Source organism: Pseudomonas sp. NPDC087612, from assembly GCF_044743505.1.
In the GTDB taxonomy this organism is placed as follows: domain Bacteria; phylum Pseudomonadota; class Gammaproteobacteria; order Pseudomonadales; family Pseudomonadaceae; genus Aquipseudomonas.
The window spans coordinates 94,181-107,718 of sequence record NZ_JBIUWO010000014.1 but is presented as its reverse complement, the minus strand read 5'-3'; the positions used below and the strand labels follow the sequence as shown (position 1 = coordinate 107,718).

Sequence of the window (13,538 nt, the reverse complement as noted above, 5' to 3'; positions counted from 1 at the left end):
CGTTCAGGAAGCGAAGCCGCCACGCCCCGAAGCACGCGAGACAAAACCGTTGTGGGTACCCACCGCGAACGGCCGGGCCGAGCTGATCAGCTTGTTAGTCTGGGCCATGGGGATAATCGCCGGATGGGCGCTGCCCACGTGCGCCGGGTCGCTGCCGGCAACGGCGCTACCGCCGCCACTCGCCGCCGCATGCTGCGCGGCTTCGCTGAACGGCTGCGAGGCCGGGTGCGAGGTGTCCAGGCCGGCGTAGTAATTGTGGTTTGCCACTTGCTCGGTCAGGGTGCTGACCTTGAACGCATTGCGCCCGTCGCGCTCGTGATAGATCGCCTCGGTCGAATAGCGCGCATCGGTGTCGGTGTACTCGTAATAGCGACGACCGCCGCCGGAGCCGCCGCTCGACGATGAGCTGTTGGTCGACGAACTGCTGCTGTTGTCCTCATCGTCGGCGTACACCTGGCGTTCGGTGGTCAGGGCAAAGCCTTCCATCGGCGGCACGTAGTTGTTGGCGTAACGGCGAAAATCGCACTTGAAATAGACTGCCTCACAGGCCTCGGCGGTCAAAAAGCGCGGGACGTTGGCGGCATGGTGGTTCTGCGCGGCGACCCAGGCTTGCTGGCACACCTGGCGCGGCTTGCCGTCCATGACGCAATAGTCGACGTCCTGGTAGCGCTTGGTTTCGCTGATGATTTTGGTCGGCCGGTCGCCACAGGCGGACAGCACCAGCGGCAGGCTGCCGAGGGCGACCAGGCGAATGGTTTTGCTGCGTTTCATTGTCGATCGTCCCTGATCAGGCGGCGGGGGTCATGCAGGCGGCGTTGAGCAGGCCAATACCAATGGACACGGCGGCCAGCAAAATGGCCGAGGCGGTTTCCTGGCGGGCAACCCGTTCAGCCATGCCTTTGACGCAGCGGTTGACCACCACGAACGCCAGCAACTGCACCACTGCGGCAATCAGCGCCCAGAGCAGGAAGTCGAGCAGCGAAATCGAATGGGAAATGGCACTGGCCACCGGAATCGCAAAACCGATCAAGGCACCGGCCAGGGCAATGGCGGCGGCATTGTTGCCTTCGCGGATCAAGCGCAATTCGTTGTAGGGGGTCAGGCGGGTGTAGATGAATGCGTAGAGGCCGAACAGCACGGCGGCGCCGAGCATGTAGACCACAAAGCCGAGCACGGCGTCGGCAGGCAAAGACATCTTCAGGGCGTCCATGAACATGGCGAATCACACTTCCTTGTAAAACGGGGCGGGACATATAGCACACCGCCCCGCCCGCGCAAATAGCTGGCTTACACGGAAGGCACGCCCGCCCCTGTGCCCCACAGGCTGCCCAGGCTCTGCAACAGCGAGCCGCCGACGCCTTGCTGGCCCAAGTACTGCAGGATCAACGGCGCGAACTGGCCGATCATGCCGGTGTCCATGCCCAGCGCGCTGAAGGCGTTGTTGAGGTCATTGGTGTCTTTGACATTACCCAGGGCATTGCTCAGGGCCGAGGACTTGTCGCTCTTGCCCAGCAGCGTGCCCAGACCGTTCAAACCGCCCAGGGCCTTCTCGCCGGAAAGCAGGTCAAGGCCGGGCACGGCTTTGCTCAGTTGCTCGTAATCGCCGCTGTTGAGCTGGTTCTTGGCCAGGCCCAGCAATGCGCCGGTGCCGCCGATGGCTTGTTCGGGGGTGACTTTCAGTTCGCTGCCGAGGGTATTGAGCAGGTTCGCCGAAGCAGCGGGGGCCTGTACCGCGGCATCGCCGCTGTTGCCCTTGGCGGCGTTGTAGACATTGGCCGCGTCATTGAGGCTGAAGCCTGCAAATACCGGAGTGGCAGCCAGGGCCACCAAGGTGACCAGTGCGAAACGTTTCATCGAAATACCTCGTCAGCCGTTAAGGCAGGGAAAACGAGGTTTCGACCTTGTGCGCGGGGGATTGTTCCCTTGTACCCGGTGGGAGCGGGCTGGCCCCGCGATGCGATGTGACTGACAGGCCTCTATCGCGGGGCAAGTCGGGTCGCCGCACGGCCGCTCCCACACCGTGGTTCTACATTTGGTTCAGCTCCCGATTCTCCAGAGCATCCAGCAAGGCTTCTACCAAGCCCTTGGCCATCTCCACCGAGTGCAAGGTGGACCAGAGAACGCCCTTGGCTGACTCATCAACCCCTTCAAAAGCCTTGTACCCCGTGTCATAGGCGCAGCGCAGATACAACGCGATATGTACCAGCGCGTCATGCGGGGCAATACCGGCGTTTACAGAAAAGAGTTGGGGGTGACCGGCGGCACAGTCGCCGAAAGGTTTTTCGAGGGTTGAGCAGAGAGAGGCTGGGGGGTCTGGGACGAGTTTTTTCATGATCGGTATCCAATGCGAGTCAGGCTGGCACCGTTCGTTTCCACACGAAAGGTGGCAGCTGTACGCGGGGTGGAAAACCGAGGCATTGGAAAACCCGGCAGACCCGAAGGTCTCCCGCGCACAGCCGCCATAACGACTGCAACCAATACCGTTCAGGTTTCCACACCCGATCGCTGAACCTACAGCGATCCGGAGAGCCTAGAAGGCCGAGTTTCCAAGGGCAATCAGAACGGCATCGACAGACTGCGTAGGTTATTTCCTAGGACCAAAATTAACCAGCCTGGAAACATCCAGAAGTAACACCGTCACCCACTTTTGTGGGAGCGGGCTTGCCCCGCGATCCGATGTGACTGGCAGACCTCTATCGCGGGGCAAGTCGGGTCGCCGCACCGCTCCCACAAAGGTCCTGGCAACATCAGGATTCAATCGGGTCCACTGTCGCCACCGTCCGGCATCTACCTTGAATATTCACCAACCAAGGAGCCAAGACATGGACAGTCCCGCTTCCCATCGCCTGCGCCGCGGTCGTTTCTCCGAACCCGGCCGCCTGTACCTGCTGACCAGCATTACTCGCGACCGAGTGCCAATATTCGACAACTTCCACGCCGCCCGCTGCATCCCCAGGCAGTTTCGCCAGGCACAACTCGAAGGCGCCGCTCGCACCTTGGCCTGGGTGGTGATGCCCGATCACGTGCACTGGCTGATCGAACTGCAGCAGGGCTCCTTGGCCTGCCTGATGCGCCGCTTCAAGTCACGCAGCCGCTGTGCGCTGTACAAGCTCGGCACACTGCAAGGCAGGCTGTGGCAGCCTGGGTACCATGACCATGGGTTGCGTCGAGAAGAGAATGTATGCGCGGTGGCGCGCTATGTGGTGGCCAACCCGCTGCGGGCCGGGCTGGTGAAGAGGCTGGGAGATTATCCGCATTGGGATGCGGTTTGGCTGTGAAACCCTATCGCGGGGCAAGCCCGCTCCCACAGGCACAGTGGGAGCGGGTTTGCCCCGCGATGTTTTTAGGCCGCGCTGAACAGCTTGTGCGGGTCGATGACGAATTTCTTCGGCACGCCGGCATCGAACTCGCCATAGCCTTCAGGTGCCTGGTCGAGGCTGATCACCTGCACACCCACCACTTCGGCAATGTTGATGCGGTCCCACATGATCGCCTGCATCAGTTGGCGGTTGTATTTCATCACCGGGGTCTGCCCGGTGTGGAAGCTGTGCGACTTGGCCCAGCCAAGACCAAAACGGATGCTCAGGCTGCCGATCTTCGCCGCGGCATCCACCGCGCCCGGGTCTTCGGTGACGTACAGGCCAGGGATACCGATCTTGCCGGCAACCCGCACCACGCCCATCAGCGAGTTGAGCACGGTGGCCGGCGCTTCGTGCTTGGCACCGGCATGGCCGTGGCCACGGGCTTCGAAGCCCACGGCATCGACCGCGCAGTCGACTTCCGGCTCGCCCAGCAGGTTGGCGATCTGCTCGTGCAGCGGGGTGTCCTGGGACAGGTCGGCAATTTCGAAACCCTGGGCCTTGGCGTGGGCCAGGCGCACCGGGTTGACGTCGCCGACGATCACCACCGCAGCGCCCAGCAGGCGCGCCGACGCCGCTGCAGCCAGGCCCACCGGGCCGGCACCGGCGATGTACACCGAGCTGCCCGGGCCAACCCCGGCCGTCACCGCGCCGTGATAGCCGGTAGGGAGGATGTCCGACAGGCAGGTCAGGTCGCGGATCTTCTCCATGGCCTTGTCGCGGTTCGGCAGTTTCAGCAGGTTGAAGTCGGCGTAAGGCACCAGCACGTATTCGGCCTGGCCACCGGTCCAGTCGCCCATGTCGACATAGCCATAGGCACCGCCGGCGCGGGCCGGGTTGACGGTGAGGCAGACGCCGGTGTGCTGCTCTTTGCATGAGCGGCAGCGGCCGCAGGCGACGTTGAAGGGTACCGAAACCAGGTCACCGATCTGCAGGTTCTCGACGTCCCTGCCCTTCTCGATGACTTCGCCGGTGATTTCATGGCCCAGCACCAGGCCGACCTGGGCCGTGGTACGACCGCGGACCATGTGCTGATCGGAGCCACAGATATTGGTGGAGACCACCCGCAGGATCACCCCGTGCTCGATCTTGCGACCGCGCGGGTCCTGCATTTTCGGGTAGTCAATCTTCTGCACCTCGACCTTGCCAGCGCCGAGATACACCACACCACGATTACCAGACATGCTTTCACCTCGCTAAAGTTTGTTGTTATGTAGCGGTGCAAAGTGCGCTGCCCGTAGGCAGCGCTGTGTTACTGGAATCTGTTATTGCCCCGCGATGGCGGCCGTCAGAGCACTACCGTTCTGTTGGCGTTGAGGAACACCCGCCGCTCGATGTGATAGCCCACCGCCCGCGCCAGGGTCAGGCACTCGATATCGCGGCCCTTGGCGATCAGGTCTTCGGGGTAATGGCTGTGGTCCACCGCCTCGACGCCCTGGGCGATGATCGGCCCTTCGTCGAGGTCGTTGTTGATGTAGTGCGCGGTGGCACCGACCAGTTTCACGCCCTTGTTGTAGGCCTGGTGGTAGGGCTTGGCGCCCTTGAAGCCGGGCAGCAGCGAGTGATGGATGTTGATCGCCCAGCCGTCGAGCTTGCGGCACAACTCGGGCGACAGCACCTGCATGTAGCGGGCAAGGATTACCAGCTCGGCGCCGGACTCTTCGATCACCTGCAGCACCTTGCGCTCCTGCGCCGGTTTGTCATGGGGGTCGAGGGCGAAGTGGTAATAGGGAATGCGGTGCCAGTGGGCCAGGGGCTCGAGGTCCGGGTGGTTGGAGATCACCGCCACCACATCCATGCTCAACTGGCCGATACGCTGGCGATAGAGTAGATCGTTAAGGCAGTGATCGGCCTTGGAGACCATGATCACCACTTTCGGCCGGTGCTTGGGCGCGGTCAGCTCGAACAGCATGCCAAACGCCGCGCCGCGCTCGGCCAGGCCTGCGCGAAAGCTGGCCTCGTCGAAATCATCCGGCTGGCGGAATTCCACGCGAATGAAAAAGCGCCCGGACAGCCGGTCATCGAACGAGTGGTGCTCGGTAACGTAGCAGTGCTGCTCGAACAGGTAACGCGTCACCGCATCCACCGTGCCGAGCAGGCTCGGGCAGTCGGCGGTGAGAATCCAGGTGTCCGGTGCACGACTCATGGCATTGCTCCTTAAGCCTGAATGCTCAGACCGTATTCGGCGGAAGCGTCCTGCAGCCACAGCCACCAGTAGTCGGAGAAACTGCGGCGGATCAGCAGCTCCCAGGTTTCTTCACCGGTGCGGCGGATCACCAGTTGCGACTTGGCGAACACCGTGCCGACGGCCTTGCCCACCGGAAAGTTGTTTGGATGTACATCGTAGCTGGTGGATTTCATCAGCACGTCGCGCACGTTGGGGCCGCTCAGTTCCAGCACGGTTTGCCCGCCACTGACGTTGACGATCTGAACGTGCAGGCCATCGAGGGCGTCGCGCAGCTTTTGCTCGACGGCAAATTCCTCACCGCCGGTGACGATCAGCAGCCATTCATCCGGGCCCAGCCACTGCAGCGACATCTCGCCGTTGGCAACCACGGTCAGGGCCACCGGCAGCTCCAGGCCCAGGGCCTTGAACACACCGCCGGCAAAGGCCGGGTCCTTGCCATCGCCTCGCAGGGTCAGGTGGCCGAGGAGTTTTTTCTCGCGCAGGGTTACCCCGGCGTTTTTTCGACCCTTGCCGATCAGGCTCGGCAGGTCGGCGTGGTGCAGCGGCGTTTCAGCCTTGGCGTCGTTGCCGGGGCGTTGCTGGTAGACGTTGATCGTGCTCATTACACACCTGCCTTGAATTCTGTGGACCTGGTAACGCGATCCCTGTGGGAGCTGGCTTGCCAGCGATGGGAGCCCCGCAAGGCTTCGCCTTGCATCGCGGGCAAGCCCGCTCCCACAGGTACTGCTTCAACCTTGCGTTAGATGTTCTGCCGTTCACCCTTCGGATCGAAGAACACCGAAGAACAGATCTCGGCCTCGATCACGCTGCCATCGGCCTGGGGCGAGTAGACCCGTTCGCCGATGCGTTTGAGCCCGCCCTTGACCACACCCATGGCAAACGAATAGCCCAGGGAGTTGCTGGCGTAGCTGGAGGTGACGTGACCGACCATGTCCATCGGGATCGCTTGTTTCGGGTCGAACACCAGTTGCGCGCCTTCTGGCAGCCACTTGTTGGGGTCGACCGGCTTGAGCCCGACCAGCTGCTTGCGGTTCTCGCGCACGCAGTCTTCGCGGTTCATCCCGCGCCAGCCGATCCACGAGAACGGCTTGGTGCGGCCAACACACCAGCCCATGTTGAGGTCGTCCGGGGTCATCGAGCCGTCGGTGTCCTGGCCGACGATGATGAAGCCCTTCTCGGCGCGCAGTACGTGCATGGTTTCGGTACCGTACGGGGTCAGGTTGTATTGCTTGCCAGCAGCGACGATCTTCTCCAGCACGCCCATGGCGTAGTTGGCCTGGACGTTGACTTCATACGACAGCTCGCCGGTGAACGAGATACGGAACACCCGCGCCGGCACACCGCCGACCAGGCCCTCCTTCCAGGTCATGAACGGGAAGGCGTCCTTGTCCAGGTCGATATCGCTGACTTCGCTGAGCAGCTTGCGGCTGTTGGGGCCCGACAGGGTCAGGGTGGCCCAGTGGTCGGTGACCGAGGTGAAGTACACTTTCAGGTCCGGCCATTCGGTCTGCTGGTAGATCTCCAGCCACTGCAGCACCCGCGCCGCGCCACCAGTGGTGGTGGTCATGATGAAGTGGTTGTCGCCGACACAGGCGGTGACGCCGTCGTCGAAGACCATGCCATCTTCTTTGCACATGAGGCCGTAGCGGGCCTTGCCAACATCGAGCTTGGTCCAGGCGTTGGTGTAGATGCGGTTGAGGAATTCGCGCGCGTCCGGGCCCTGGATGTCGATCTTGCCCAGGGTCGAGGCGTCGAGCAGGCCGACGCTGTCACGCACCGCCTTGCACTCGCGAGCCACGGCGGCATGAATGTCCTCGCCGTTGCGCGGGAAGTACCAGGGGCGCTTCCACTGGCCGACGTCTTCGAATTCGGCGCCGTTCTTCACATGCCAGGCATGCAGGGCAGTAAAGCGTACCGGCTCGAACAGGTGCCCGCAGTGCCGGCCCGCCACCGCGCCGAAGGTGATCGGCGTGTAGTTGGGGCGGAACATGGTGGTGCCCATTTCCGGGATGGTGATGCCCATCGAACGGGCGGCAATCGCCAGGCCATTGATGTTGCCCAGCTTGCCCTGATCGGTACCAAAGCCCAGCGCGGTGTAGCGCTTGACGTGCTCGACCGACTCGAAGCCTTCGCGGGTAGCCAGTTCGATGGCAGCGGCGGTGACGTCGTTCTGCTGGTCGACGAACTGCTTCGGCGCCCGTGCTGTGTTCTTGTCGTGGGGCACCTGAAACAGCGCCACGGTTGGTTCTTCCTGGCGTGCCAGGACTTTCGGAATCACCCCCAGCACCGCCTTGAAACCGGCTTCGGTGGCGGCGCGCACGCCGCCTTCAAAACCATCGGCGAGGGTGTCGGCAAGGGCGAACACACCGTTGATGCCACCCACGCACACGCGTTTTTGCGGTGCTTCACCGGGTACGAAACCGAGAATGTCTTCACGCCAGACCGGTTTGCCGCCCAGGTGCGAAGCCAGGTGCACCACCGGGCTGTAGCCGCCGGAGGTGGCTACCAGGTCGCAATCCAGCCACTCGCCGGGGCTGCTGACCTTATGCGCCTTGACGTCGATGGCGGCAACCCGGGCTGCAGTCACGTGCTTGCTGCCGCGCGTCTCGATCACCGCACTGGAGGTGAGGATGCGAATGCCCTTGGCCCGCGCCTCTTCCACCAACGAACCGCGCGGGTTGTGGCGGGCATCGGCGACGGCGACCACGTTCAGGCCGGCGTCGTGCCAGTCCAGGGCCACGCGATAGGCATGGTCGTTGTTGGTCGACAGCACCAACTTGCGCCCCGGCGCCACGCCATAGCGGCGCACGTAGGTCGAGACCGCACCGGCGAGCATGTTGCCCGGCACATCGTTGTTGCCGTACACCAAAGGCCGCTCGTGGGCGCCAGTCGCCAGCACCACACGCTTGGCGCGTACCCGGTGCATGCGCTGGCGCACCTGGCCGATCGGCGCGCGATCGCCCAGATGGTCGGTCAGGCGCTCGTGAATGGTGAGGAAGTTGTGATCGTGGTAGCCGTTGACCGTGGCCCGTGGCAACAGGGTGACTTCCGGCAGTGCCTTGAGCTCGGCCACCACTGCCGCAACCCAGTCGGCGGCCGGTTTACCATCGAGGGTTTCACGGCTGTCGAGCAGGCTGCCGCCAAACTCTTCCTGTTCATCGGCGAGGATCACCCGCGCGCCGCTGCGGCCAGCCGCCAGGGCTGCGGCCAGGCCGGCGGGGCCGGCGCCGACCACCAGCACGTCGCAGTGGTGGTTCATGTAGTCGTAGCTGTCCGGGTCGTTCTGCAGCGGCGCACGGCCAAGGCCTGCGGCTTTGCGGATGTACTTCTCGTAGGTCATCCAGAACGACTGCGGGTACATGAACGTCTTGTAGTAGAAACCCGGCGGCATCAGCTTGCCGCCGACCTTGCCGAGGATGCCCATGACGTCGTTGTTCACATTCGGCCAGCCGTTGGTGCTGGTGGCCACAAGGCCGGCGTACAGCGCCTGCTGGGTGGCGCGCACGTTAGGCACCTGGGTGGCTTCGGTGGCGCCAATCTGCAGGATGGCGTTGGGCTCTTCGCTGCCTGCGGCGATGATCCCGCGGGGGCGCGAGTACTTGAAGCTGCGCCCGACGATGTCCACGCCATTGGCCAGCAGTGCAGCGGCCAGGGTGTCACCGGCAAAGCCCTGGTAGGTCTGGCCGTTGAAGGTGAAGTTCAAGACTTTGCTGCGATCGATACGACCGCCGTTGGACAGACGATAGACCTGGCTCATACCTTTTCTCCCTGACCACTGACTGCCAACTGCGGGCTGGTGTTCTTGCCGGTGACCTGCGGCTTGGCGCCGATCGGATAGGTTTCGAGAATTTCGTAGGTCAGCGTGTCACGCGTGGCGTTGAAGTACTGGCGGCAACCAGCGGCGTGAATCCACAGCTCGTGGTGCAGGCCACGGGGGTTATCGCGAAAGAACATGTAGTCGCCCCACTCCTCGTCGGAGCAGGCGTTGGGGTCCAGCGGCCGGGGAATGTGCGCCTGACCTGCGGCGTGGAACTCCTCTTCGGAGCGCAGCTCGCCGCAGTGGGGACAGAAGATATGCAACATGGGGATTTCTCCTGTTAGTGGGCGACAGCGGCGGCGCCGTGTTCGTCGATCAGTGCACCGTTGTGGAAACGGTCGATGGAAAAGGGTTTGGCCAGCGGGTGCATTTCGCCCTTGGCCAGGCTTGCGGCAAAGACGTTGCCCGAGCCCGGGGTGGCCTTGAAGCCGCCGGTGCCCCAGCCGCAGTTGAAGAACATGTTCTTCACCGGGGTCTTGGAGATGATCGGGCAGGCGTCCGGGGTGGTATCGACGATGCCGCCCCACTGGCGGTTCATGCGCACCCGCGAGAGGATCGGGAACATTTCGACGATGGCCTGCAGGGTGTGCTCGATCACCGGGTACGAACCGCGCTGGCCGTAACCGACCCAGCCGTCGATGCCGGCGCCGATGACCAGGTCGCCCTTGTCCGACTGGCTGATGTAGCCGTGCACGGCGTTGGACATGATCACGCTGTCGATGATCGGCTTGAGCGGCTCGGACACCAGTGCTTGCAGCGGATGCGATTCGATCGGCAGGCGGAAACCTGCGAGCTTGGCCATGTGCCCGGAGTTACCGGCGGTGACCACGCCGACGCGCTTGGCGCCGATAAAGCCTTTGTTGGTCTCGACGCCGATGACCACGCCGTTTTCCTTGCGAAAACCGATCACTTCGGTTTGCTGGATCAGGTCGACACCCAGGGCGTCGGCGGCGCGGGCAAAGCCCCAGGCCACGGCGTCGTGACGGGCAACACCACCGCGGCGCTGCACGGTGGCGCCGATGATCGGGTAGCGGGTGTTCTTCGAGCAGTCCAGGTAAGGGATTTCTTCAGCTACTTGTTGAGCATTGAGCAGCTCGCCGTCGACGCCATTGAGGCGGTTGGCACTGACCCGACGCTCGGAGTCGCGCATGTCCTGCAGGGTGTGGCAAAGGTTGTAGACGCCGCGCTGGGAGAACATCACGTTGTAGTTGATGTCTTGTGACAGCCCTTCCCAGAGCTTCATCGCGTGTTCATACAGGTGCGCCGACTCGTCCCACAGGTAGTTGGAGCGGACGATAGTGGTGTTGCGCGCGGTGTTGCCGCCACCCAGCCAGCCTTTCTCGACCACTGCCACGTTGGTGATGCCGTGTTCCTTGGCCAGGTAGTAGGCGGTGGCCAGGCCATGCCCGCCACCACCGACGATGACCACGTCGTAGACTTTTTTCGGGGTGGGCGTGCGCCACATGCGCTGCCAGTTTTCGTGGTGGCTGAGCGAGTGCTTGAAGAGGCCGAAGCCTGAGTAACGTTGCATAGTCTTTACTCCTGGACCACTCAGCGATAAACCGGAAAATCTGCACAGAGTGCCGACACGTTCTTCGCAACATCGGCCTCGACGTCGGCATCGCCGAGGTTATCGAGGATGTCGCAGATCCAGCCGGCCAGCTCCACGCACTGGCTGACCTTGAAGCCGCGGCTGGTGACCGCCGGAGTGCCGATGCGCAGGCCGGAGGTGACGAACGGCGACTGCGGGTCGTTGGGCACGGCGTTCTTGTTGACGGTGATGTGCGCACGGCCCAGGGCGGCGTCGGCCTCTTTGCCGGTCAGGCCCTGGCGGATCAGGCTGACCAGGAACAGGTGGTTGTCGGTGCCGCCGGAAACCACGTCATAACCGCGTTTGATGAACACTTCGGCCATGGCCTGGGCGTTGTCGATCACCTGCTGTTGATAGGTCTTGAAGCCAGGCTCCAGCGCCTCCTTGAAGCACACCGCCTTGGCGGCGATCACGTGCATCAGCGGGCCGCCCTGGGCCCCGGGGAACACCGCGGCGTTGAGCTTCTTCTCGATCTCTTCGTTGCTGCGCGCCAAAATCAGGCCGCCACGCGGGCCGCGCAGGGTCTTGTGGGTGGTGGTGGTGACCACGTCAGCGTAAGGCAGCGGGTTCGGGTACAGGCCAGCGGCAACCAGGCCGGCAACGTGGGCCATGTCGACAAACAGATAAGCACCGACCTTGTCGGCGATCTGACGAAAGCGTGGGAAATCGAGGGTTTTTGAGTAGGCCGAGAACCCGGCGACGATCATTTTCGGCTTGTTCTCCAGCGCCAGGCGCTCGACTTCGTCGTAGTCGATCAGCCCGGTGTTGGTGTCGATGCCGTACTGCACGGCGTTGTACAGCTTGCCCGAGGACGACACCTTGGCGCCGTGGGTCAGGTGACCGCCGTGGGCCAGGCTCATGCCCAGGATGGTATCGCCGGCCTGCAGCAGGGCCAGGTATACGGCGCTGTTGGCCGAGGAGCCGGAGTGCGGCTGAACGTTGGCGTAATCGGCGCCGAACAGCTGCTTGGCGCGGTCAATGGCCAGTTGCTCGACTTTATCCACATGCTCGCAACCGCCGTAATAGCGCTTGCCCGGGTAGCCTTCGGCGTATTTGTTGGTCAGGCCGCTGCCCTGGGCCTGCATGACACGCTTGCTGGTGTAGTTTTCCGAGGCGATCAGCTCTATGTGATCTTCCTGGCGTTGCTCTTCGGCATTGATCGCCGCCAGCAGTGCATCGTCATAACCCTGGATCTGGTCTTGCTTGCTGAACATCGCAGTCTCTCCCGGCAGCGGCATCGGTTCTTGTCGGGCAATTGCCCTTTTGCAGCGATGGTATGACCGACGCAGACAGCCCAGATGCCTACGGACGCCACGCAAAGGTGCGTTTACGACATGGGGGCCGATGTCGCATGCATCGCTGGCAAGCCAGCTCCCACACGGTCACTGTGGGAGCTGGCTTGCCAGCGATAGGCGGCCACCCGGAACTTGGTTTAGAGTGCTCACCTGCGTCATTCACAGGACAGTGTCATGCCAGATAAAAGCCAGCAATTCGCCAGCGACAACTACTCAGGTATCTGCCCGGAAGCCTGGGCCGCCATGGAAAAGGCCAACCAGGGCCACGAGCGCGCCTACGGCGACGACCAATGGACGGCACGTGCCTCGGAATACTTCCGCAAATTGTTCGAAACCGACTGCGAAGTGTTCTTCGCCTTCAACGGCACCGCCGCCAACTCGCTGGCGCTGTCGTCGCTGTGCCAGAGCTATCACAGCGTGATCTGCTCGGAGACCGCCCACGTCGAGACCGACGAATGCGGCGCCCCGGAGTTCTTCTCCAACGGCTCCAAGCTGCTCACCGCACGCAGCGAAGCCGGCAAACTGACCCCCGAGTCGATCCGCGAAGTGGCGCTCAAGCGCCAGGACATCCACTACCCCAAGCCGCGGGTGGTGACCATCACCCAGGCCACCGAGGTCGGCAGCGTTTACCGCCCGGACGAACTCAAGGCCATCAGCGCTACCTGCAAGGAGCTGGGCCTGAACCTGCACATGGACGGCGCCCGCTTCAGCAACGCCTGCGCGTTCCTCGGCTGCAGCCCGGCGGAGCTGACCTGGAAGGCCGGAGTCGATGTGCTGTGCTTTGGCGGCACCAAGAACGGCATGGCGGTGGGTGAAGCGATCCTGTTCTTCAACCGCGAGCTGGCCGAAGACTTCGACTACCGCTGCAAGCAGGCCGGGCAACTGGCGTCGAAGATGCGCTTTTTGTCCGCGCCGTGGGTCGGTTTGCTGGAAGACGGCGCCTGGCAGCGCCACGCTGTGCATGCCAACCACTGCGCGCAGTTGCTCAGCGAACTGGTTCGCGATGTGCCGGGGGTTGAGCTGATGTTCCCGGTGGAAGCCAACGGGGTGTTCCTGCAAATGTCGGAGCCGGCGCTGGAAGCCTTGCGCAACAAGGGCTGGCGCTTCTACACCTTTATCGGTAGCGGTGGCGCGCGGTTCATGTGCTCGTGGGATACCGAAGAGGCGCGGGTACGTGAGCTGGCGGCGGATATCCGGGCGGTGATGGGGGCTTGAGGGCCTTATCGCGGGGCAAGCCCGCTCCCACCGAAGATCAATGAAATCCGGTGGGAGCGGGCTTGCCCCGCGA

At 63.2% G+C, this 13,538-nt stretch carries 13 protein-coding genes; 2 read left to right on the top strand and 11 right to left on the bottom strand.

Annotation, left to right across the window (positions count from 1 at the left end):
• Positions 1-3 precede the first annotated feature (3 nt).
• The 4 genes from ACIOVF_RS25355 to ACIOVF_RS25340 all read right to left on the bottom strand — a co-directional run bounded on the left by ACIOVF_RS25355 (position 4) and on the right by ACIOVF_RS25340 (position 2,332).
• Positions 4-771: a DUF1190 domain-containing protein gene (locus tag ACIOVF_RS25355; protein ID WP_045199141.1), complete on the bottom strand. Its 768-nt coding sequence runs from the start codon at positions 769-771 to the stop codon at positions 4-6.
• 16 nt (positions 772-787) lie between these two features.
• Entirely contained in the window at positions 788-1,216 is a 429-nt protein-coding gene (locus tag ACIOVF_RS25350) for a DUF350 domain-containing protein (RefSeq protein ID WP_093378770.1), read from the bottom strand.
• 71 nt (positions 1,217-1,287) lie between these two features.
• A complete protein-coding gene (locus tag ACIOVF_RS25345) occupies positions 1,288-1,854 on the bottom strand; it encodes a DUF2780 domain-containing protein (RefSeq protein WP_045199137.1) in 567 nt (188 codons plus the stop codon).
• A gap of 172 nt (positions 1,855-2,026) precedes the next feature.
• Complete coding sequence (locus ACIOVF_RS25340; RefSeq protein ID WP_401293369.1) at positions 2,027-2,332, bottom strand: hypothetical protein; 306 nt, start codon at positions 2,330-2,332, stop codon at positions 2,027-2,029.
• A gap of 490 nt (positions 2,333-2,822) precedes the next feature.
• Here ACIOVF_RS25340 and ACIOVF_RS25335 point away from each other — a divergent pair, with 490 nt between their 5' ends.
• Complete coding sequence (locus tag ACIOVF_RS25335; protein ID WP_258608387.1) at positions 2,823-3,278, top strand: REP-associated tyrosine transposase; 456 nt, start codon at positions 2,823-2,825, stop codon at positions 3,276-3,278.
• A 65-nt stretch (positions 3,279-3,343) separates the two neighbouring features.
• Here ACIOVF_RS25335 and fdhA read toward each other — a convergent pair whose 3' ends face one another.
• The 7 genes from fdhA to glyA form a co-directional block, all read right to left on the bottom strand.
• Positions 3,344-4,543 (bottom strand): formaldehyde dehydrogenase, glutathione-independent, encoded by a 1,200-nt coding sequence (gene fdhA / locus ACIOVF_RS25330; protein WP_045199135.1) that lies wholly within the window; start codon positions 4,541-4,543, stop codon positions 3,344-3,346.
• Between the two features lie 104 nt (positions 4,544-4,647).
• The gene (gene purU / locus ACIOVF_RS25325) at positions 4,648-5,505 is read right to left on the bottom strand and encodes a formyltetrahydrofolate deformylase (protein WP_045199132.1); all 858 of its coding nucleotides are present in this window, start codon (positions 5,503-5,505) and stop codon (positions 4,648-4,650) included.
• Positions 5,506-5,516: 11 nt separating this feature from the next.
• A complete protein-coding gene (locus tag ACIOVF_RS25320) occupies positions 5,517-6,149 on the bottom strand; it encodes a sarcosine oxidase subunit gamma (RefSeq protein ID WP_401293365.1) in 633 nt (210 codons plus the stop codon).
• A 137-nt stretch (positions 6,150-6,286) separates the two neighbouring features.
• Complete coding sequence (locus ACIOVF_RS25315) at positions 6,287-9,304, bottom strand: sarcosine oxidase subunit alpha (protein WP_213603043.1); 3,018 nt, start codon at positions 9,302-9,304, stop codon at positions 6,287-6,289.
• Positions 9,301-9,630 (bottom strand): sarcosine oxidase subunit delta, encoded by a 330-nt coding sequence (locus ACIOVF_RS25310; RefSeq protein WP_045199126.1) that lies wholly within the window; start codon positions 9,628-9,630, stop codon positions 9,301-9,303. Before ACIOVF_RS25310 ends, ACIOVF_RS25315 begins: the two co-directional genes overlap by 4 nt.
• 14 nt (positions 9,631-9,644) lie before the next feature.
• Positions 9,645-10,895, bottom strand: coding sequence for a sarcosine oxidase subunit beta family protein (locus ACIOVF_RS25305; RefSeq protein ID WP_038998326.1), 1,251 nt, complete (start codon positions 10,893-10,895; stop codon positions 9,645-9,647).
• A gap of 20 nt (positions 10,896-10,915) precedes the next feature.
• Entirely contained in the window at positions 10,916-12,169 is a 1,254-nt protein-coding gene (glyA, locus tag ACIOVF_RS25300; RefSeq protein ID WP_195885194.1) for a serine hydroxymethyltransferase, read from the bottom strand.
• A gap of 255 nt (positions 12,170-12,424) precedes the next feature.
• Between glyA and ACIOVF_RS25295 the strand changes: the two genes are divergently transcribed.
• Positions 12,425-13,465: a low specificity L-threonine aldolase gene (locus ACIOVF_RS25295; protein WP_093378747.1), complete on the top strand. Its 1,041-nt coding sequence runs from the start codon at positions 12,425-12,427 to the stop codon at positions 13,463-13,465.
• The last annotated feature ends 73 nt before the right edge of the window (positions 13,466-13,538 follow it).